The sequence below is a fragment of the Neisseria chenwenguii genome, assembly GCF_002216145.1.
GTDB classification, from domain to species: domain Bacteria; phylum Pseudomonadota; class Gammaproteobacteria; order Burkholderiales; family Neisseriaceae; genus Neisseria; species Neisseria chenwenguii.
In genome coordinates this window covers 33,202-53,655 of the sequence record NZ_CP022278.1, presented here as the reverse complement: position 1 = coordinate 53,655, position 20,454 = coordinate 33,202, and the positions used below count along the sequence as shown (strand labels likewise).

Annotated in this window: 21 protein-coding genes; 12 read left to right on the top strand and 9 right to left on the bottom strand. The window is 54.5% G+C overall.

Going from position 1 to position 20,454, the window contains the following annotated elements:
• Positions 1 to 303: 303 nt before the first annotated feature.
• The gene (locus BG910_RS00255) at positions 304 to 903 is read left to right on the top strand and encodes an MlaC/ttg2D family ABC transporter substrate-binding protein (protein ID WP_089035107.1); all 600 of its coding nucleotides are present in this window, start codon (positions 304 to 306) and stop codon (positions 901 to 903) included.
• 146 nt (positions 904 to 1,049) lie between these two features.
• Here BG910_RS00255 and BG910_RS00250 read toward each other — a convergent pair whose 3' ends face one another.
• Both BG910_RS00250 and BG910_RS00245 read right to left on the bottom strand, forming a co-directional pair.
• Complete coding sequence (locus BG910_RS00250; RefSeq protein ID WP_089035106.1) at positions 1,050 to 1,418, bottom strand: energy transducer TonB; 369 nt, start codon at positions 1,416 to 1,418, stop codon at positions 1,050 to 1,052.
• 76 nt (positions 1,419 to 1,494) lie between these two features.
• Entirely contained in the window at positions 1,495 to 2,142 is a 648-nt protein-coding gene (locus BG910_RS00245) for a DedA family protein (protein WP_089035105.1), read from the bottom strand.
• Positions 2,143 to 2,472: 330 nt separating this feature from the next.
• On the opposite strand from BG910_RS00245, the gene hda reads away from it, so the two are divergent.
• The 6 genes from hda (at position 2,473) to kdsA (ending at position 6,224) form a co-directional block, all read left to right on the top strand.
• On the top strand, positions 2,473 to 3,147 hold the full coding sequence (gene hda / locus BG910_RS00235; protein WP_089035103.1) for a DnaA regulatory inactivator Hda: 675 nt from the start codon (positions 2,473 to 2,475) through the stop codon (positions 3,145 to 3,147).
• Positions 3,144 to 3,812, top strand: a complete 669-nt coding sequence (locus BG910_RS00230) for a histidinol-phosphatase (RefSeq protein ID WP_089035102.1) — start codon at positions 3,144 to 3,146, stop codon at positions 3,810 to 3,812. Before hda ends, BG910_RS00230 begins: the two co-directional genes overlap by 4 nt.
• 209 nt (positions 3,813 to 4,021) lie before the next feature.
• Positions 4,022 to 4,276: an energy transducer TonB gene (locus BG910_RS13095; protein ID WP_089035101.1), complete on the top strand. Its 255-nt coding sequence runs from the start codon at positions 4,022 to 4,024 to the stop codon at positions 4,274 to 4,276.
• A 17-nt stretch (positions 4,277 to 4,293) separates the two neighbouring features.
• Positions 4,294 to 4,617, top strand: a complete 324-nt coding sequence (gene cutA / locus BG910_RS00220) for a divalent-cation tolerance protein CutA (protein ID WP_089035100.1) — start codon at positions 4,294 to 4,296, stop codon at positions 4,615 to 4,617.
• A 280-nt stretch (positions 4,618 to 4,897) separates the two neighbouring features.
• Positions 4,898 to 5,281, top strand: coding sequence for an aspartate 1-decarboxylase (panD, locus tag BG910_RS00215; RefSeq protein ID WP_089035099.1), 384 nt, complete (start codon positions 4,898 to 4,900; stop codon positions 5,279 to 5,281).
• A 100-nt stretch (positions 5,282 to 5,381) separates the two neighbouring features.
• Positions 5,382 to 6,224 carry a 3-deoxy-8-phosphooctulonate synthase gene (gene kdsA, locus BG910_RS00210; RefSeq protein ID WP_089035098.1) on the top strand — a complete coding sequence of 281 codons (843 nt, stop codon included), beginning with the start codon at positions 5,382 to 5,384 and terminating at the stop codon, positions 6,222 to 6,224.
• A 155-nt stretch (positions 6,225 to 6,379) separates the two neighbouring features.
• On the opposite strand, the gene recX is transcribed toward kdsA, so the two are convergent.
• The 3 genes from recX to BG910_RS00195 all read right to left on the bottom strand — a co-directional run bounded on the left by recX (position 6,380) and on the right by BG910_RS00195 (position 8,420).
• Positions 6,380 to 6,832 carry a recombination regulator RecX gene (gene recX / locus BG910_RS00205; RefSeq protein ID WP_089035097.1) on the bottom strand — a complete coding sequence of 151 codons (453 nt, stop codon included), beginning with the start codon at positions 6,830 to 6,832 and terminating at the stop codon, positions 6,380 to 6,382.
• A gap of 97 nt (positions 6,833 to 6,929) precedes the next feature.
• Positions 6,930 to 7,649 carry a phosphoglycolate phosphatase gene (locus tag BG910_RS00200; protein WP_089035096.1) on the bottom strand — a complete coding sequence of 240 codons (720 nt, stop codon included), beginning with the start codon at positions 7,647 to 7,649 and terminating at the stop codon, positions 6,930 to 6,932.
• Positions 7,650 to 7,808: 159 nt separating this feature from the next.
• Complete coding sequence (locus tag BG910_RS00195) at positions 7,809 to 8,420, bottom strand: CNP1-like family protein (protein ID WP_089037059.1); 612 nt, start codon at positions 8,418 to 8,420, stop codon at positions 7,809 to 7,811.
• Positions 8,421 to 8,520: 100 nt separating this feature from the next.
• Here BG910_RS00195 and BG910_RS00190 point away from each other — a divergent pair, with 100 nt between their 5' ends.
• Positions 8,521 to 8,745 (top strand): sulfurtransferase TusA family protein, encoded by a 225-nt coding sequence (locus BG910_RS00190; protein ID WP_089037058.1) that lies wholly within the window; start codon positions 8,521 to 8,523, stop codon positions 8,743 to 8,745.
• A 279-nt stretch (positions 8,746 to 9,024) separates the two neighbouring features.
• On the top strand, positions 9,025 to 10,062 hold the full coding sequence (gene pyrC / locus BG910_RS00185) for a dihydroorotase (RefSeq protein WP_089035095.1): 1,038 nt from the start codon (positions 9,025 to 9,027) through the stop codon (positions 10,060 to 10,062).
• A gap of 53 nt (positions 10,063 to 10,115) precedes the next feature.
• Here pyrC and BG910_RS00180 read toward each other — a convergent pair whose 3' ends face one another.
• The 3 genes from BG910_RS00180 to BG910_RS00170 all read right to left on the bottom strand — a co-directional run bounded on the left by BG910_RS00180 (position 10,116) and on the right by BG910_RS00170 (position 14,251).
• Positions 10,116 to 10,724 (bottom strand): OmpA family protein, encoded by a 609-nt coding sequence (locus BG910_RS00180; protein WP_157693993.1) that lies wholly within the window; start codon positions 10,722 to 10,724, stop codon positions 10,116 to 10,118.
• A gap of 218 nt (positions 10,725 to 10,942) precedes the next feature.
• Positions 10,943 to 13,489 (bottom strand): [protein-PII] uridylyltransferase, encoded by a 2,547-nt coding sequence (glnD, locus tag BG910_RS00175; RefSeq protein WP_089035093.1) that lies wholly within the window; start codon positions 13,487 to 13,489, stop codon positions 10,943 to 10,945.
• 117 nt (positions 13,490 to 13,606) lie between these two features.
• Positions 13,607 to 14,251 (bottom strand): lipoprotein, encoded by a 645-nt coding sequence (locus BG910_RS00170; protein ID WP_089035092.1) that lies wholly within the window; start codon positions 14,249 to 14,251, stop codon positions 13,607 to 13,609.
• A gap of 148 nt (positions 14,252 to 14,399) precedes the next feature.
• Between BG910_RS00170 and BG910_RS00165 the strand changes: the two genes are divergently transcribed.
• The 3 genes from BG910_RS00165 (at position 14,400) to recR (ending at position 17,563) form a co-directional block, all read left to right on the top strand.
• Positions 14,400 to 14,750, top strand: coding sequence for an ArsC family reductase (locus tag BG910_RS00165; protein ID WP_089035091.1), 351 nt, complete (start codon positions 14,400 to 14,402; stop codon positions 14,748 to 14,750).
• Positions 14,751 to 14,878: 128 nt separating this feature from the next.
• Positions 14,879 to 16,723, top strand: coding sequence for a SurA N-terminal domain-containing protein (locus tag BG910_RS00160; protein WP_089037057.1), 1,845 nt, complete (start codon positions 14,879 to 14,881; stop codon positions 16,721 to 16,723).
• A gap of 234 nt (positions 16,724 to 16,957) precedes the next feature.
• Complete coding sequence (gene recR / locus BG910_RS00155; RefSeq protein ID WP_089035090.1) at positions 16,958 to 17,563, top strand: recombination mediator RecR; 606 nt, start codon at positions 16,958 to 16,960, stop codon at positions 17,561 to 17,563.
• A gap of 111 nt (positions 17,564 to 17,674) precedes the next feature.
• On the opposite strand, the gene clpB is transcribed toward recR, so the two are convergent.
• Positions 17,675 to 20,248 (bottom strand): ATP-dependent chaperone ClpB, encoded by a 2,574-nt coding sequence (gene clpB, locus BG910_RS00150; RefSeq protein ID WP_089035089.1) that lies wholly within the window; start codon positions 20,246 to 20,248, stop codon positions 17,675 to 17,677.
• Positions 20,249 to 20,454: the final 206 nt, after the last annotated feature.

Genomic DNA, 20,454 nt, shown 5'->3' with positions numbered 1-20,454 from the left:
TTATACTTAAAAGGGGAAATGTTGTGTTGGTTGTTTTAAGTATAACAATACTTAATTTAAGGTGAAACAGAGGCCGTCTGAATTTCGATGGTTGGCGAACGTAGTTGAACTGCTGCATTCAGCAAACGAAATTCAGACGGCCTGTACCTAACAAGACTGCAAGGCTGTATTTACGAAACTTGCTTCCCCGCCATTTTTTCAGACGGCCTTGCCGCGCCTGTTTTTTACATTCCGTTAAACATTTCTAAATCGGCTAAGGCGTACAATGCGCGCGTCTTTAATGTTTTAAAACAAGGAAATGCTATGAACCGTTCCCTCTTTGCGCTGATGTTTGCCGCACCGGCGGCCATCGTTGCGCCTTATGCGGCCGCCGCGGAACACCCTGCGCAGGCGCAGATGCAGCAGAACATCGATACCGTGTTGAAAATCGCCCGCAATACTTCCTTGAGCGAAGCTCAGCGCGTGAAACAGGTGGAAAGCTATGCCGACCGCTACCTCGACTACGAGCGCATTTCCGCGCTGGCGGTCGGCGCGCCGTGGAAACAGTTTACGCCCCAGCAGAAAACGGAATTTATCGCGGCGTTTAAAGAAATGATTATTTCGATGTATTCACACTCGGCGCTGATTGGCGCGGCGGACGTGAAAGTCAGACTGTTGCCGAAAATGACCAGCAACGGCAATAAATTCGACGTCTTTTCCGAGCTGCAAACCAAAAGCGGCAAGAAATACGAAGTGGCCTACCAGCTTTATCAGGTCGGTCCGGTGTATAAAATCTACAACTTCCGCTTAGACGGCACGAGTTTGGTAACGGTTTACCGCAACCAGTTCGGCGAATTGATCAAACAGAAAGGCATAGACGGCACGATTGCGGCGGTAAAAGCCAAACAGTTGAAGAAGAAGTAATTTTGGCGTAACAAAGGCCGTCTGAATTGTTCAGACGGCCTTTTGTGTATCTGTTGCAGCACGTCGGTTTATTATCTTCCTTTTTGCACGAAACCCGAATTAGCATAAACCGCAGGTTATCGCTTGCGCTTTCTTGTCATCACACTCTACTCATCCTTTAAACTAAAATTAATTTTAGTTTCGAATTCCGTCCAACCTTTTACCGGAAAAGTCGTTCTGTATGCCGCCTTGACAACCTCGTTGTCCAATATGGGAGAACCGCTGCTGCGGATAACCTGAACCCGACGGACAATATTTTTCGGCGAAACCCAAATCCGCACGCCAACCACACCCTCTATACCTGCTTCCTCCGCTTCGACAGGATAGCTAACCTGACTTGCAAGTGCTTTATGTGCCTCTGCCTTAAATGCGGCACTTACAGCACTTACGGTTTTCCCGTCATCCGCCGCTGCGGCAGGTACTGCTGCTCCAAGCAGACCAACGGCTAAAATTAAGCTTAATATTTTGTTTTTCATCAAACTTTCCTTTTCATGTTTTTTTCAGACGGCCTTTGGGCGGACGTTTCCGATTTTTGCAAAGGTCTCAGAAAAATCAGTTTTGCCCCTTTTTTGCCGCACGGCGCGCGCGGATGACTTCGATGACGCCCGGCAAAACGGAAACCACGATAATCGCTGCCAAAACCAGGCTGAGGTTTTGTTTGACCGCCGGAATATTGGCGAAATAGTAGCCGCCGTAGGAAAACAGCACCACCCAAGCCACTGCGCCGATGATGTTGTAGCGGATAAACGTGGCGTAGTGCATATGCCCCATGCCGGCGACAAAGGGCGCGAACGTGCGCACGATGGGGACGAAACGGGCGAGGATAATCGTTTTGCCGCCGTGTTTTTCATAAAACGCGTGGGTTTTGTCCAAATAAGCGCGGCGGAAAATTTTGGAATCGGGGTTGGCAAACAGCTTTTCGCCGAAGAATTTGCCGATCATAAAATTAACCGCATCGCCGATTACGGCGGCAATCAGCAGCAGCAAAACCATAATGTGGATGTTCATTCCACCCACCGCCGCAATCCCGCCGGCGGCAAACAGCAGCGAATCGCCGGGCAGAAACGGCGTCACCACCAGGCCGGTTTCGCAGAAAATGATGAGGAACAAAATCGCGTAAATCCATGCGCCGTATTGCGCCGAAAGCGCGGTCAGATGCTGGTCGATGTGGAGGATGAAGTTGATAACGGTGGCAATCACAATATTTTCCTGGTAAAGGCCGTCTGAAAAAGCGTTAAACCGCTGCGGGCGGAATGCGCAAACATAGCAGCGAAACGGCGCGTGTGCAAACCGTTTTCCGTTTTTTTGCGGTTTTGTTAAGGAGGGTTGGCAATGGCGTTTTCAGACGGCCTTTTAAGATGATTAAAGCTGGCGCAGTTCGGCCTTTGAAACAGGCGGATTTTGAAACGTCGAATTTTCAGACGGCCTGTCAGCCAAGCCCGCCGTGCCGTCTGAAAAACCTTATGATTGAAAGCCCCCGCCAAAGCAACGTAAAATAGCCCGATTCCGATTTATCCTGACCATACGCCCGTGAACCAGCTTATTTTTGATTTCGCCAAACACGAATACCCGAGTTTTGACAAATTCCTCGGTACATCCAATGCCGAGCTGGTTTACGTGTTGCGACACCAGCCGCAACATGGGCAGTTCGTCTATGTTTGGGGCGAAGAGGGCGCGGGCAAAAGCCATCTTTTGCAGGCGTGGGTTGCCGAAGCACTCGCAGCGGGGAAAAACGCGCTTTATATCGATGCCGCCGTTTCGCCGCTGCCCGAAGACGCGCTCGAGGCCGACTGCCTTGCCGTCGATCAAATCGAGCGGCTCAGCAACGACGAGCAGGCGCTGCTGTTTGCCGTGTTCAACCGTTTCCGCAACAGCGGAAGCGGCCTTTTGCTGCTCGGTTCGGAATATCCCCCGCAGCAGCTTGTCATCCGCGAAGATTTGCGCACGCGCATGGGCTACTGCCTTGTTTACGAAGTCAAACCATTGACCGACCAAGAAAAAACCGACGCCCTCGTCAGCATGGCCGCCGCGCGCCAGATGACCGTCGATCCCGAAATCTTCACCTACCTGCTCAACCATTGGCGCCGTGATTTGGGCAGCCTCGTCAAAATGCTCGACACCCTCGACCATTACGCCGTCGCCATGGGTCGGCGCATCACGCTGCCGCTGTTGCGCCAACTTTTAAAATCACAGGAAAATCCATGAAAAACCTTGCCATTTTCGACCTCGACAATACCCTAATCAACACCGATTCCGACCACTCATGGCCGCAATACCTGATGAAAAAAGGCCTAGTCGACATCGAATATACCGAAGCGCAAAATGAAAAATTCTACCAAGACTACCGCAACGGCTGCCTGAATATCGACGAATTTCTCAAATTCCACCTTGCGCCGCTGAAAGAATACAGCATGGAAGAATTGGCCGGAATGCACCGCGAATTTATGGCCGAGTTCATCACGCCGCACATTACACCCATGCAGAAAATGCTGGTGGACAGCCACCGTGCCGCAGGCGACGAACTCTTGGTCATTTCGTCCACCAACGAATTCATCATCACACCGATTTGCCGCGCATTCGGCATTGAAAACGTTATCGGCACGCAACTCGAAACCGGTTCGGACGGCCGCTATACCGGCAACTACATCGGCACGCCGAGCCTGAAAGAAGGCAAGATTACCCGCCTGAACGAATGGCTGGCCGCACGCGGCGAAACGCTGGAAAGCTACGGCAAAGTGTATTTTTACAGCGATTCCAAAAACGACCTGCCGCTTTTGCGTTATGTGAACGAACCCGTAGCTGTAAACCCCGATGCGGAATTATTGGCCGAAGCTCAGGAAAAAGGCTGGCCGGTGTTGAATTTTAAATAAGTTTTGATTCTGTTTTCAGACGGCCTAAATACAGGACAGGCCGTCTGAAACTTATCATGCCATCCGCTACCAAAATAATCATGTCCGTCAAACAAAGGAGAAGAATGATGAAACAAGGATTGCTGTTGGCTTTAATGCTGGGTTTAACCCAGCCCGTATATGCCTAAGACAGTGTTCCCCGTGCTGAGGATTATCAGGCAATTACGGAAATGGAAAAAGGGAAACAGGAGGGTTGTCGAACGAAACCCCATTATCCTGCGAGTGCGATAAAATTAAGACAGAGGGGAACGGTCGTTCTGGGTATCTTGGTTTCCCCCGAATCGAAAGTTGAATCGGTTGAGATTATCAAAAGCAGTGGCTATAAAAAATTAGACATAGCCGCCGTGGATGCGGCTAAAAAAGGCTGTTTCAATACGCACGGCGTATGGACGAAATTTCGTGCTCCCATCCACTTCAATCTTTGACAAAAGGCCGTCTGAAAATGCCCCAATTCAAACCCGTCATCATCACAACTACCATGCCCACGCGCGAGGAGGCCGAGAAAATCGGGTTGCTACTGCTGGAAAACCGGCTCGCCGCCTGCGTGCAATACGAAACCATCGTCAGCCATTATGTGTGGCAGGGTGAGGTGTGTTGCGATGAGGAAATCCGCATGGTAATCAAATCTTCGCGCTGCCATTACCGTGCGGTGGAAAAACTGATTTTGGCGAACCACAGCTACGATTGTCCGCAAATCGTCATACAGGCTGTGGCAGGCGGCTGGCGCGGATATTTGCGCTGGATGAAGGCGCAAATGGGGTTATAATAGCGGTTTTGTTTTCAGACGGCCTGAATCTTTGCAAAACTCGGTTTTAACCCGAAAATCTATGCCCGTCATTCCCGCGAAGGCGGGAATCCAGAATTTTAACTTTCTGTAATTTCTAAATATTTCTTAAGCTGGTCGATCTGAATTCCGCCTTCGCGGGAATGACGGATGAGCATTTTCGAATATTTGTGGGTTTTGCAAAGGTTTCGGCCTGTGGTTTTCATCAGCGTCTCAGGCCGTCTGAAAAACGCTTTACAATAAGATTTTTTAAAGGAAACCCATGTTCCGCACCATGCTCGGCGGCAAGATTCACCGTGCCACCGTTACCGAAGCCGATTTGAACTATGTCGGCAGTATTACCGTAGATTTGGATTTGCTCGACGCGGCCGGAATCTGCGTCAATGAAAAAGTCGCCATCGTCAACAACAACAATGGCGAACGTCTGGAAACCTATACCATCGCAGGCGAGCGCGGCAGCGGCGTTATCTGCCTCAACGGTGCGGCGGCACGGTTGGTGCAGAAAGGCGACATCGTGATTATCATGTCGTATGTCATGCTTTCCGAACCCGAAATCGCAGCGCATGAGCCGAAAGTGGTGCTGGTGGACGAAAACAACAAAATCCGCGATGTAATTTCTTACGAGCCGCCGCATACGGTGTTGTAAAAAGAAACAGGCCGTCTGAAACGGTTGGCTATTTTCAGACGGCCTAAACGTTTAAACCGATTTCCCTGATTTTTCAGACGGCCTCAAAAAGGATTCGACCATGAATGTCCAAATCAAAAATATCCGAGTCGGCAACGATTTGCCGTTTACCCTGTTCGGCGGCATCAACGTGCTGGAAGACATGGATTCCACGCTCAAAGCCTGCGAACGCTACGTCGAAGTAACCGCCAAACTCGGCATTCCGTATGTGTTCAAAGCCTCGTTTGACAAGGCCAACCGTTCGTCTATCCACTCATTCCGCGGCGTGGGTTTGGACGAAGGTTTGAAAATTTTTGAAGCGGTAAAATGCGAGTTTGGCGTGCCGGTCATCACCGATGTGCACGAGCCTTACCAATGCGCGCCCGTGGCGGAAGTGTGCGACGTGATTCAGTTACCCGCATTTTTGGCGCGCCAAACCGATTTAGTGGTCGCGATGGCGAAAACCGACAACGTCATCAACATCAAAAAACCGCAATTCTTAAGCCCCTCGCAGATGAAAAACATCATCGAAAAATTCAAAGAAGCCGGCAACGACCAACTGATTTTATGCGAACGCGGCTCGAATTTCGGCTACGACAACCTCGTCGTCGATATGCTCGGCTTCGGCGTGATGAAAAAAACCTGCAACGATACCCCGGTTATTTTCGATGTGACCCACGCGCTGCAAACCCGCGAATCAGGCGCTGCAGCCTCGGGCGGACGCCGTTCGCAGGTATTGGATCTGGCACTCGCCGGCATGGCCACCCGCTTGGCCGGCCTTTTCCTCGAATCGCATACCAATCCCGACCAGGCCAAATGCGACGGCCCCAGCGCCTTACCGCTCGCGCAGCTCGAAGAATTCCTCGTGCGCGTCAAAGCGGTGGACGAAACCGTAAAATCGTTTGCCAAGCTGGAAATTGTTTAGTTTTGAACCGGATTTCAATAAATCAGGCTGTCTGAAGTTTCAGACGGCCTGAAGTTTTTTCAAAACAGGAAATGGCCGGGACTTCTGCAAAAATCAAATCTGCAAATGTCTGGGTGGGAACTTTGCAAAAAGAGAAATATTCTTTTGCCGGTGCGTCATTCCCAATCTTCATTCCAAGCCGTTTTTATGGCCGTCTGAATAGTTTCGGTATCGAAACCGCGGTAGGCCAGAAAACGCATCTGTTTCTGTTTTTCTTTTAAATCAACAGCTTTTATTTTGAACTTTTTCCGTAATACGGTAACGGCGTTTTGCAGCTCGCAGTCGCGGTCGGGCATGAACGGGCGGCTGACGTCTTCGCCGACGCCCTGGGCGGCCAGCGCCTGTTTGAGGCGCAGCTTGCCGTATTGGCGGCTTTTGCTGTGGATATAGGCTTCGGCGTAGCGCTCGTCTGACTGCCAGTTGCGTTCGGCAAATTCGTCCAACACTTTTTCCAGCTCTTCTTCGCTTTCCGCATGGGGCGCGAGTTTGCGCTTGAGTGCGGTGCGGCTGGTTTCTTGGCGGGAAAGAATGTCCATCGCGCGGGCGCGCAGGGATTTTTGCGGTTTCATGAGTTTCGTTTTTTTCAGACGGCCTGATTTTCGGAAAAGGCCGTCTGAAAACAGGATTGCTCGGATTTAAATCGGATCGGTTTTTGAAAACTGCTTTTCAGACGGCCTCATCCGCTTTGTCTTTCTGCGGTTGCAGGTTTTCGTAGATTTCGGGCAGCGATCCGATGATCCAGTCGGGTTTGGTGGCTTTGTCTTGCGAGAGGGCGGTCATGTCGCCGTAGCCGAAGTTGACGCCGACGCTCAGGCAGCCTGCGGCTTTGGCGGCGAGGATGTCGTTTTTGGAATCGCCGACCATCATCATGTTTGCCGTGTCTATGCCCAAAACTTCGGCGGCGTGGACGAGCGGCAGCGGGCTGGGTTTTTTTTCGGGCAGGCTGTCGCCGCCGAGAATCAGGCTGAAGTAGTCGGCCAGACCGAGCTGTTTCAATAATTCGGCGGCGAGGATTTCGTTTTTGTTGGTGATGACGACAAGCGGGATGCCCAGCGATTTGAGCAGCGCCAAACCGGCAGCGGTTTCAGGGTAGGGGCGGGTAAAATCGCTGAGGTGGTCGCGGTAGTATTTCATAAAGAAAACAAAGCCTTTTTCCCAAATTTCGGCTTGGGCTTCGTTGTTGCGGCTGTCGGTAATGACGCGGTGAACGAGTGGGGCGAGGCCGTCGCCGACATAGCTTTCGACGACTTTGGCGGGCAGCGGCGCCAAGCCGAGGTGTCCGCGCATGGCTTCGGCGGCGGCGGCGAGGTCGGGAACGGAATCGCACAATGTGCCGTCAAGGTCGAAGGCGACGGCTTGGACGTGTTCGATGGTGGGCGTGGTCATGGGTTTTCCTTACAGGGTTGGGGGGAGCTTGCAAACGGCGGGAAATGGCTGTTTTCGCAAAAGCCTTAAGATTTGAATGCAGCGGATTTTAACATTTTTCTTAAAACTAAGGCCGTCTGAAAATCCGGTTTTTCAGACGGCCTAATCAAGAAAACGGCGTTATTTGTCGGTATTGCGCAGGCGCAGCTTGTGGCGGCCGGCGCGTTCTTTCAGGCGGCTGACTGCCTGCGCGGCGTCGCGCGGGATGCCGTCCACGCAGAAGGCGTTGTAAATGACGGCGCGCGGGTCGTCGTTGCGTTCCAGCGTGGTGCCGATGTTTTTCCAGCCGGCGTTGCGCGGCTGAATCCAGCGTTTGTTGACGGAATCGCCGTAGCCGAAGATTTTGTAGGACGAGCGTTTGTCTTCTTTATAGGTAAACGACGAACGCGCGCAAAACAGGGCTTCGTAGGTCAGGTTGTCGTGGCCTTGAGCCGATTGGGTGTTTAAAACGTAGCGGATGCTGGTGTCGGGCGCAGGCATGATTTGGATGCTGTCGAGCAGGATTTTCGGACGTTTGGCGTAGGTTTCGCTGACGTAGATGTCGAACCAGTTGCCTGATTTGGTGTCGGGCAGCGCGGGCAGGGCGGCGTCAGCTTCTTTGAATTCGCGTGAGGCTTTTTCCGAGGCACTTTCTTTGTAGCGGGTGTTGGTCAGCGTATTTTTCTCGCTGACGGGCAGGGCGGATGCAGAGGTGGCGGCAAAGGCCAGTAACAGCAGGCTGAGGCGGCGCATAAGGCTCTCCGTATTGAAAAACGAAGCCATTTTAGGGGTGCGCAAACGCAGGCGCAAGCGGATAGGCTATAATTAACCTAATCTTAAACAGGTGGAAATTCTGATGAACCAAACTTTAGACGTCACCGGATTGAAGTGTCCGATGCCGATTTTGAAAGCGAAAAAGGCGCTGGCGGAAATGGGTGCCGGCGACGTTTTGACCGTGTTGGCCACCGACGGCGGCGCACCGGGCGATTTCGAGGCGTTCTGCCGCCAGACGGGGCATATTTTGCTGGAATCGACGGAAGACGCGGGCGTGTTTACGCTGGTGGTGGGACACAGATAATTGAATGGGAAAGGCCGTCTGAAAAGTTCTGAACTGCGCGGGAATGGCGGCTAAGTATTTGTATTTGCGTCATCAAGAAAATTTTAAAACACCAAATCTTTCAGACGGCCTTTTTAATATCCGTCCAACCCCGCAGGCTGAGACCTTTGCAAAATCCGCCTGAATGACGTCCGTGAAAGTTCTGGCACTGAGCGTAGCCGAAGAGCCGGACGGCCATTCTGATTATTGCAGCGGTTTCAGGCCGTCTGAAAAACCAAACCCGTTTACCGAGGAAAAACCATGCAAACCCTGACCATTACCCAGCCCGACGATATGCACCTTCACTTGCGCGACGGCGAGGCGCTGAAGGCCGTTCTGCCCTACACCGCCCGCCAGATGGGGCGTGCCGTGATTATGCCCAACCTCAAGCCGCCGGTTGTCAGCGTGGCCGATGCCGAAGCCTACAAACAGCGTATTCTCGCCGCATTGCCCGAAGGCAGCGCGTTTGAGCCGCTGATGACGCTCTACCTGACCGACAACGCCACGCCCGAGCTCGTGCGCGAGGCCAAAGCGGCGGGCATCGTCGCGTTCAAACTCTACCCAGCCGGCGCGACCACCAATTCCGATTCGGGCGTGACCGATTTGTTCAAACTCATTCCCGTTTTGAAAGAAATGGCCGCGCAGGGAATTTTGTTTTTGGTGCACGGCGAAGTCACCGATGCCGACACTGACATTTTCGATCGCGAAGCCGCGTTTATCGAACGGATTATGAAACCCGTTTTGGTACAAGTGCCTGAATTAAAAGTGGTCTTTGAACACATTACCACTGCCGAAGCCGCGCGTCTGGTTTCGGAAGCGGGCGACAACGTGGCCGCCAGCGTCACCCCGCAGCATCTGCTGCTCAACCGTAACGATCTGCTGGTCGGCGGCGTACGCCCGCACCATTTCTGCCTGCCTGTGTTGAAACGCGAAACCCACCGCCAAGCCCTTGTCGCCGCGGTAACGGGCGATAAGGCGCACAAATTCTTCCTCGGCACCGATTCCGCGCCGCACGCCAAATCCGCCAAAGAAAACGCCTGCGGCTGCGCCGGAATGTTCAGCGCCGCCACCGCCGTCGAGCTTTACGCCGAAGTGTTTGAAAACGCCGGCGCGCTCGACAAATTCGAAGCATTCGCCTCACAAAACGGTGCCCGTTTCTACGGTTTGCCGGAAAACCCGCGCAAAATCACACTGGTAAAAGACGTGCAGAAAGTGCCCGAAAGCCTGCCGTTCTGCGACGGCGAAGTGCTTGTTCCGATGCGCGCAGGCGGCGAAACCGCTTGGCGCGTGGAATATTGAGCTTTGGCTGTTGAAATGAAACAGGCCGTCTGAATTTCAGACGGCCTGTTTTTTTATTCGCCCAGCTGCTTGGTTTTATTGACCAAGACTTCCACCCTGCGGCTTTTCGCACGGCCTTCCGGATTGTCGCTGCCGTCGGGACTGGTGTTCGGCGCGACGGGATCGGCGGCGCCGCAGCCTTCGGTCCGTATCGGCAGGGCAACACCGTGTGCTTCAAACCATGCTTTTACCGCGTCGGCGCGCGCTTTGGAGCGTTTTGGGTTGTAGCCGTCGCTGCCTTTGGCATCAGTGTAGCCGACGATGAGCGCTTCGCCCCGGCCTTTTTCGCGAATCACTTTGGCGGCGCGCTCAAGTTCGGGGTCGGCTTCGGGTTTCAATACGGCTTTGTCGAAGTCGAACAATACGTCGGCGGAGAGTTTGATTTCAATGTCGAACCCGCTGCGTTTGCCGGTCAGACCGCTGGTTTGCGCACTCAGATCACCGCCTTGTGCGCGCAGATTGCTGCCGACGATGGCTGCGACGCAGTAGGTTTGGCTTGCGGTGTAGCGGGGGCGGATTATACAGCGGCGGGCTGTGCGGCAGAAGCAGGCGCGGCGGGCGCGCTTTGTTGCAGCGCGTCGGATTTTTGCCCGCAGGCGGCGAGGGCGGTTGCGGTGAGACACAGGGTAAGATGGCGGAATTTCATGGCGGGCTCCGTGTAAACATTGGGAACAGTTTGTTTTCAGACGGCATTTAGACAGGTGTTTTTATTATTGCGGAGATTAGGCTCTTTAGCTGCTTCGGGGTTATTTCCAGTCTGATTCAAGAATCCGACCTACAGTGATGGAATCAAAAAGGCCGTCTGAAAACCGCTGTCGTTTTTCAGACGGCCTTTCCGCATTCACACCGACAACTGTTCCAACAGCGCCTGTTTGAGCGCGAGCTGGTTTTTCGGGTTGTCCAAAACGGTGCTGTACACGATGAAGCTGTCTTCGACGCGCTCGTCGAGGGTGGCGATTTTGGCGTAGCGCAGGCTGACTTGGTGGGCGAAGAAGACTTCGGCGATGTCGGCGAGCAGGTAGGCGCGGTTGACGGCGGTGATTTCGACGGTAAACCAGCCGGGATAGTCTTCTTCCTGACTGATGGCGACCAGCGGCGCGGCGGCCATGTAGCGGCCGCGGCGGCTGATGCGGTAGTCGTAGTTTTGGCTGTCGAGTACGCTGTATCCGTGGATGAAGCTGTTTAACTCGGCTTCGAGCGCGCTTTGGATGTCTGGGTAGTCGCCGGGGTCGTGCCCGGGGGGAATCTGCACGATGAAGGTGTCGAGGATATAGTCGTGTTCGGTGATGAAGGCACGGGCGGCGAGGATGTCGAAGCCGTGCCGGCTGAAAATGCGGCAGAGACGGGCAAACAGGCGGGCGCCGTTGGGCATGAACACCATGACTTGAAAGGTGTCGCTTTTGGGCAGGATGCGGCTGCGGATGAGCGGGGTTTTGAAATCGTGGACGAGGTTGGCGGTGTGCCAGAGGATTTCGCGGGTTTGGTGGCGGACGAAATAGGCCGAACCCAATACTTTCCAGAGTTTCTGCTGCTGTTTTTCGGGCGCACCGGCGCGGGTCAGCAGGGCGGCGGCTTCGCGCTGGCGGCGGTCGAATACGTCGTCGGGGCTGCCGCCGTTGCCGGAAAGGTGGCGGTCGGCGGCGTGGAACAGGCTTTCTAAAAGACTGGCACGCCAGGTGTTCCACAATTTCGGGTTGGTACCGCGGATGTCGGCGACGGTGAGCAGGTAGAGGGCGGCGAGGCGGCGGTGGGTTTTGACGCGGCGGCAGAACGCGGCGACGACTTCGGGGTCTTGCGTGTCTTCTTTTTGGGCAACGGCGGACATCAATAAATGGTGTTCGACCAGCCAGGCCAAAAGTTCGCCTTCGTCGCTGCTCAAGAAATGGTCGGCGGCAAATTGTTTCGCATCTTCAATGCCTTCGACGGAATGATCGCCGCCGCGCCCTTTGGCGATGTCGTGGAAAAAGGCGGCGAGATAGAGCACGGCGGGGTCGCCGAACGACTGCATCAGCGCGTAGGCAAACGGGTGCTCGTGGCTGCGCGCTTCCAGCGAGAGGCGGCGCATATTGTGGACGACGGTGAGGATGTGGTCGTCAACGGGATAAATGTGGAACAAATCGTGTTGCAGCAGGCCGACGATTTTTTCCCATGCGGGCAGGTAGCGCCCCAATACGCCGTAGAGGTTGAGGAAACGCAGGATGTGGGTCAGGCCGTCGCCGTGGCGGAAAAATCCGGCAAACAGGCGGCGGTTGGCGGGATTGCCGTAAAACGCGCGGCCGATGTCGCGGCTCGCGCCCCACCACGCGCGCAGCGTTTGCGGTTCGATGGCGGTGATGTCGCTGCGGCTTTGCAAGAGGCGGATGATATTGAAAATCTGCATCGGGTCGCGGCGGAAAATTTCGGTGTCTTTGGCGGCAATCTGCCGGCCGGTGCGCCGGTAATCCGCGTCGATTTCTTCGCCAAGCTGCGCTTCGCCGCCGCCGATGCGGTTTTGCAGCATGGGCAGCAGAATGCCGTTGAGCTGCATCACGGACTTGACCGCGCGGTAGAAAATCCGCATCAGTTTTTCGCTTTTACGCTGTCCGCCGCCGTCTTGCAAACCCATGCTGTCGGCGGTTTGGCTCTGTAAATCGAAAATCAGCCGCTCTTGCGCGCGTTTGGCACACAAATGCAGATGGATGCGGATGACGGAAAGCTGTCTGTAGCCCTGCGTCAGCATCGCCGCCTCGTCGCGCGTGAGGATGCCCTGTCCGACAAGCGAAGAAAGTTTGGTGTCCAAACCCTGCGCTTTCGCCAGCCACAGCATGGTGTGGATGTCGCGCAGGCCGCCGGGGCAGGTTTTGACGTTCGGTTCCAACACTGCGCCCGAACCCTGCGATTTGGCATGACGCTGCTGCATTTCCAGCATCTTGGCTTCGACAAATGCGCCGACGTCGCGCTGAGCATTCATCCGCGCCAGCGTTTGCGCCGCCAAGTCTTTGCTGCCGAAAAGAAAACGCGCCTCTATAAACGCCGTGTCGCCCGTGATGTCTTCCGCCACGCTCTGACACAATTCTTCCGTGCTGCCGCTTTTTACAGACGGCATCAGTTTCATGTCCCACAAAGTCTGCACAAAATCCGCAATTTTTTCCTTGAGGCCGTCTGAAACCGGCACGGCAGAGACGACGGCCAAATCCAAATCCGAATAAGGGTAAAGTTCCCCGCGCCCGAACCCGCCCGTGGCCAGCAGACACAAATCTTTTTCGCCCGCCAGCGGCTGCCACAAGGCCGCGAGCAGCACTTCCACCGCCACGCCGTATTGCGCGAAAAACACGGCGGGTTGCTGTTTGGCGAGAAAGGTTTCAACGGCGAGGTCGCGTTGTTTGGAAAAGAGGGCTTGGGCGGACATGGGATTTCCTGATGAAAGGGCGGTAGTTTTTTCAGACGGCCTGATTTGTCCGCATGTTTTGCAGGCCGGGCAGGCTGTTGAAACTTTGGCTGAAACTTTATCTGAAAACGGGACGGTTTATTGCTGTTTCACCGCGGCGGCATCCTGCCAGCCGTCGCCGGTTTTCACCAGCGTGGCGGTTTCGGACTGTTCGCTTTCCAGCGGCATTTTGCCGCCGCCGGCTTTAATCAGGTCTTCCAGCCAGTTTTCGGGAATAAATTCGGCTTGATAGGAAACGCGGGAAACGGTCATGCCGTTGGCGGGGGAAGGTTCGGTGAACCAGTTGATTTTTTTGACTTTCAAACGGCCTATGCAGAAATCGGGGGTGTCGGGCCGCGTGGTGCGGACACGTTCTTTGCCTTCATCGGTCAGAGTGTACCGGCGGCCGCTGACGGTTTTGCCGCCGGGTGCGGGCATTTCGATGTCGCTTTGTTCGTAAAAATCTTCGTCTTCCATCAAATCCATCTGTTTGATGGCGGTTTGGTTGATGGCTTTGCCGTTTTGGTCTTTTTCCGCCAGGCGGATTTCGGGCGCGCCGAGGAAGGTTTGGCTGAACGCGGCGTTGGCCTGCGGATGCTGTACGTTGAGAATCAGGGGCAGGCAGACGCCTTGTTTTTCGGCGATGCGGTTGATGGTTTTTTCAAAGAGTTTGTTGTCGGGTTTGCCGTCTGAACAGGCGGTGAGGGCGAGGGCGGCCAGCGCAGGGAAGAGGATTTTTTTCATGCTGCTGTCTTTCTGTATGATGGTTTTATAAGTGATTGTTATATCGGGGAATTAGGCTGCGGCCATTTTACCGCATTTGTTTGGCGGTAGAAAACTGCACGCGTGCGGGTTTAAAATGCAGCTGTTTTGTTTGCTATAAGGAACGCAAATGACGAAGCTCTACGGTATCCCCAACTGCGATACGGTGAAAAAAGCCCGCCGCTGGCTGGAGGAAAACGGCATTGCCTATGAATTTTTCGATTTTAAGAAAACACCGCCGACGGCGGATTTGATTGAAACGTGGCTTGCGCAGATTCCGTTGGAAACGCTGCTCAACAAGCGCGGCACGACTTGGCGCAAACTTGATGCGGCCGCGCAGGCTGCGGCGGCGGATCAGGGCGGGGCGGTGGCTTTGATGGCGGAAAACCCGAGCCTGATCAAGCGGCCGGTTTTGGCGAAAGACGGGCAGTTTTACGCCGGCTTTTCGGAAGTAGCGTATCGGGCGGTTTTTGCCGTCTGAAAAACGGGCGGAGTGAATATTTTCAGACGGCCTTAGTGATTTCAGCCGCAGGCCGTCCGAAAGATGCGCCGCGCCTGAAAACACGCTACAATACACGCCTTTCGTTTATCCGTTTGATTGAAAACAATATGTTCCATACCGTAGAAAAATTCAAAGTACCCGCGCAGATTCTTTTGGGTCTGATTGCCGTGACCTTCGTCGGCTTCGGTGTCAGCACCGTGGCCAATCCGGGCGCGGACTACATCATCAAAATCGGCGGCCAGAAAGTCAGCGAGCATGAGCTGAACGCTGCCATGCAAAACATTCAGGCGCAGGGCGGCAACGAGTCGCGCGATGCGGTGTTCCAACAGCTCGTCCAGCGCGCTTACCTGACGCAGGGCGCGAAGCTGATGGGGATTGCGGTTTCTCAGGAACAAGTCAAACAGATTATTGTCGATGACCCTGCGTTTCACGACGCTTCGGGCAAATTCAGCCAGGCGATGCTGACGCAGTATCTTGAGCAGCGCCGCATGAGCGAAGACCAGTTTGTCGAAGATGTGCGCCAGCAGTTCGGCCTGCAAAACCTGATCAATCTGGTGCAAAACGGCACCATCGTCAGCGACGCGCAGGCTTCGCAAGTCATCAACCTGACGCAGGCAACGCGCACCATCCGCTCGGCGACCTTCAGCCCCGAAGCCTTCGCCGCGCAGATTAAGGTGGACGATGCGGCCTTGCAGCGTTATTACGATGCGCACAAAAAAGATTATCTGATTCCGCAGGCAGTCAAAATCGAATATGTGGCCTTGAGCAACAAAGACTTGGCGGCCAAACAGACCGTTTCCGAAGAGGAAGTCCGCAAAGCCTTTGACGAACAAGCCAAAACCATGACGCCGCGCCGCGAAATCGCGCACATTTTCTTCCCCGTTGCGCAAGATGCCGACGACGCTGCCCGCGCCGCCGCCAAAGCAGAGGCGGACAAAGTTTACGCGCAAGTGAAAGCCAAGCCGTCTGAATTTGCCGCGTTGGCAAAACAATATTCCAAAGACCCCGCATCCAAAGAAAAAGGCGGCAATCTGGGCTATCTGCCCAAAGACGGCGGCTTAGGCAAGGAATTTGAGGACGTGGCCTTTACCCTGCCCAAAGGGCAGATCAGCGAAGTCGTTCAGACGGCCTTCGGCTATCACATCATTACCATTTTGAACATCCAGGACAAAGTGGATTACGCTCAGGAAAAAGAGCAGATTGCCGAAGACCTGAAGCTGAAAAAAGCAGCGGCGGAATTCAACAAAGCCAAAGAAAAACTCGCCGAAGAAGCGTTCAACAATCCCAACAGCTTGGCCGAAGTGGCGGAAAAACTGGATTTGAAACTGACCGCACCCGACGAATGGCTGAACAAATCCAACGGCAAAGCCGCAGGGATGTCCGACGAATTGCTCAACGTGATTTTCAGCGACGACGTTTTGAAGAAAAAACACAATTCCGAGCCGGTAACGGTTGATCCGAACACCGTTTGGGTTGTTCGCGCCAAAGAAGTGCGCGAAGAGAAAACCGCGCCGTTTGCCGAAATGAAGGAAGAAGTGCGCACCGCCTATCTGCGCAGCGAAGCGGTGAAACTGGCCGAGAAAAAAGCGCAGGAAGCGCTGGCTGCGCTCAATGCCGGCAAACCCTCCCAAGTAAACTGGTCGGGTGTGGAAAAACTGACCGCCGAACAGGCGCGCGGTTCGATGCCGCCCGAAGCCTACGCCGAGCTGGTCAAAGCCCGCCCCGCAGGCGGCAAACCGGCCTACGCGCTGCTGCAAGGTCTGCCCGCGCCCGTGATTATCGAAGTGCAGAGTATCAGCGCGCCGGAAAATGCCGCTTCGCAAATCCCCGCTGCCAAAAAGGCTTTGCTGACGCATGAAACCAACAATGCGTTTGACGCCCTGCTGCAATATCTGAGCAAAAACCTCAAGCGCGAACAGGGCGCGCAGAAAGTCAACGCTGGCGGCGAATAAACGCAGCGCGGCAAAGCGGTCGGGGAAACCCGGCCGTTTTTTCGTTTATAATTTGCACGGGATTTTTGAAAAAATCAGAAACATCTGCCTGAAGGCCGTCTGAAAAGATTGAGTTTTCAAACGGCGTCATTCCCGCGCAGGCGGAAATGACGTCCGTGAAGATTTCAGACGGTCTTTTTGATTTTTTGCAATGGTCTCAATCCGATTGTTCCACTTAGGCCGTCTGAAAAAAACATGAGCAAACAACCCGATGCCTTTACCCGCCTGACCAACGCCCTGAAAGTATTGCCCAACGTCGGCCCCAAATCCGCGCAGCGCATGGCGCACCAGCTTTTGCAATACAAGCGCACAGAGGCGCAGGAATTGGTTGATGCGCTGCAAAACGCGCTGAGGCTGGTACACCACTGCAAAATGTGCAATACCTTCTGCGAGGCCGATTTGTGCGACATCTGCGCCGACGAAAGCCGCGACCGCCGCCGTCTGATGATTGTGCATATGCCCGCCGACGTTTCCAATATGGAAATCGCCAACTGCCACGACGGCCTGTATTTCGTCCTGATGGGGCAGATCAGCCCCGCGCAGGGCATGGACATTTCCGCCATCGCGCTCGACAAACTCGTCACACGATTGCAGGAAAGCGAAGTCGAAGAAATCATCATCGCCACCAATTTCACCGCCGAAGGCGACGCCACCGCCTACATCCTCGCCGAACTGTTCAAAAACCTGCCCTACAAAGTCAGCCGCCTCTCGCGCGGCATCCCGCTGGGCGGCGAACTCGAATACGTCGATGCCGGCACGCTGGCGCAGGCGGTTTACGAGCGGCGGTTGGTGAAAGAGTAGGGTAGCGCCTGCCCAATATCCGAATATGGAAAGCGGCAGGCGGAAAGTGACTGACAAAATAAAGGCCGTCTGAACATTTTCAGACGGCCTCTGTTTCAAATCAAACCCGAATCAGGCAAACACCAGATTTCCGTTTTCGGCTTTCACGCGGATTGTGCTTTCCGGTGCATAGCGGCCTTCGAGCAGCGCTTTGGCGAGCGGATTCTCGATTTCGGCCTGAATCGCGCGTTTGAGCGGGCGGGCGCCGTACACGGGGTCGAAACCGGCTTTGGCGACGGTATCGAGCGCGGATTCGTCCACTTCCAGATGCAGCCCCATGTGTTCCAGCCGTTTTTCCAAGCCTTTGAGCTGGATTTTGGCGATGCTGCGGATGTTGGCCTGATCGAGGCCGTGGAACACCACTACTTCGTCGATGCGGTTGATCATCTCGGGGCGGAAATGCTCTTTCACGTCTTCCATCACCACTTCTTTGAGCGCGTCGTAATCGGCGGTGCCCATCTGCTGGATGTGCTGGCTGCCGATGTTGGAAGTCATCACAATGACGGTGTTTTTAAAGTCCACCGTGCGGCCTTGTCCGTCGGTGAGGCGGCCGTCGTCCAGCACTTGCAGCAGGATGTTGAACACGTCGGGATGCGCTTTTTCCACTTCGTCGAGCAGAATTACGCTGTACGGTTTGCGGCGTACCTGTTCGGTGAGATAGCCGCCTTCTTCGTAGCCGACGTAGCCCGGAGGCGCGCCGATCAAGCGGGCGACGGCGTGTTTTTCCATGTATTCCGACATATCGATGCGGATTAAATGGTCTTCGCTGTCAAACAGGAATCCGGCCAGCGTTTTGCACAACTCGGTTTTACCTACGCCGGTCGGGCCTAAAAACAGGAAGCTGCCGTAGGGTTTGTTCGAGTCGGAAAGGCCGCTGCGGCTGCGGCGGATGGCATCGGAAACGGCGCGCACGGCTTGGTCTTGGCCGACCACGCGGTCGTGCAATACCTCTTCCATTTTCAAGAGTTTCTCTCGCTCGCCCTCCATCATTTTGCTCACCGGAATACCGGTCATGCGCGACACGATTTCGGCCACTTCGTCGGCGCCGACTTCGGTGCGGAACAGTTTGTTGGTCTGTTTTTTATCGGCCGAGCCTTCGGCGGCTTTGAGCTGTTGGCCGAGTTTGGGCAATTCGCCGTATTCCAGCTCGGAAGCACGGGCAAAATCGCCTTGGCGTTTGGCCTGCTCGATTTTGACTTTCAAATCATCAATTTGTTTTTTGATGTCGGCCGTACCCGCAGATGCGGCTTTTTCGGCTTTCCAGATTTCGTCTAGATCCGCGTATTCTTTCTGCAGGCCGTCGATTTCTTCGTCGATGAGTTCCAGGCGTTTTTTGCTGGCGTCGTCGCTTTCTTTTTCGACGTGCATTTTTTCCATTTTGAGCTGGATGATGCGGCGGTCGAGTTTGTCCATCTGCTCGGGTTTGGAATCCAGTTCCATTTTGATGCGGCTGGCGGCTTCGTCAATTAAATCAATGGCTTTGTCGGGCAGGAAACGGTCGGTAATGTAGCGGTCGCTCAATTCCGCCGCGGCGACGATGGCCGGGTCGGTAATGTCGATGCCGTGGTGGATTTCGTAACGCTCCTGCAAACCGCGCAGAATGGCGACAGTGTCTTCCACACTCGGTTCGCCGACCAAAACTTTTTGGAAACGGCGTTCCAACGCGGCGTCTTTTTCAATGTATTGGCGGTATTCGTCCAGCGTGGTCGCGCCGATGCAGTGCAGCTCGCCGCGTGCCAGCGCGGGTTTGAGCATATTGCCCGCATCCATCGCGCCGTCGGTTTTGCCTGCGCCGACGAGGGTGTGGATTTCGTCGATGAAAATCAAAGTGTTGCCGTCGTCTTTAGCTAAGTCGTTCAACACGCCTTTCAAGCGTTCTTCAAATTCGCCGCGGTATTTCGCGCCCGCAATCAGCGCGGCCAAATCCAATACCAGCAAACGTTTGTTACGCAGCGATTCGGGCACTTCGCCGTTGACGATGCGCTGCGCCAAGCCTTCTACAATCGCGGTTTTGCCCACGCCCGGCTCGCCGATTAAAACGGGGTTGTTTTTGGTGCGGCGCTGCAATACCTGAATCGCGCGGCGGATTTCGTCGTCGCGGCCGATGACCGGATCGAGCTTGCCTTCGCGGGCTCGTTGGGTTAAATCCAGCGTGTATTTTTTCAAGGCTTCGCGCTGGTCTTCCGCGTTGGCGTCGTCCACCGTCTGCCCGCCGCGCACGGCATCAATCGCCGCGTTGATATTCTGTTCGGTCGCACCGGCGTTTTTCAGGATTTTGCCGGTGGCGTCGTTTTGCTGAACCAGCGCCAGCAGGAAAAGTTCGCTGGCGATATAGGCATCGCCGCGCTTGGCAGCGGCCTTGTCCATCAGGTTCAACACCGCCTGCAACTCGCGGCTGGGCAGCACTTCGCCGCCCTGGCCGGATACTTTCGGCAGGCTGTTTAAAGTTTGCTGCAACTGCGTTTTTACCTGCGCCACGTTCACGCCAGCATGCGCCAGCAGTGCCGATGCGCCGCTGTTTGGGTCGTCGAGCAGGGCTTTCAAAACATGCCCCGCTTCCAGATAGCTGTTGTCGGCAGCCAGCGCCAGACTTTGACCCTCTTGCAGGGCTTGTTGGAATTTTGCGGTCAGTTTGTCGAATCTCATCTTTCGGTATCCTTTTGTGGAAATATTTTCTGATAAACGGTATATAGGGTTGGCTGTGGATAACTCAAGCCGTATCTTTCCGGTTGGGAAATATTTATTTTAATAATCTGTTTTTAAAGAATATTATATTTTTTACCTGTGGGTAAGTTGCTTGGCGCCGGTAACGGCAGGGAAGAAATCAGGCCGTCTGAAAATTTTCAGACGGC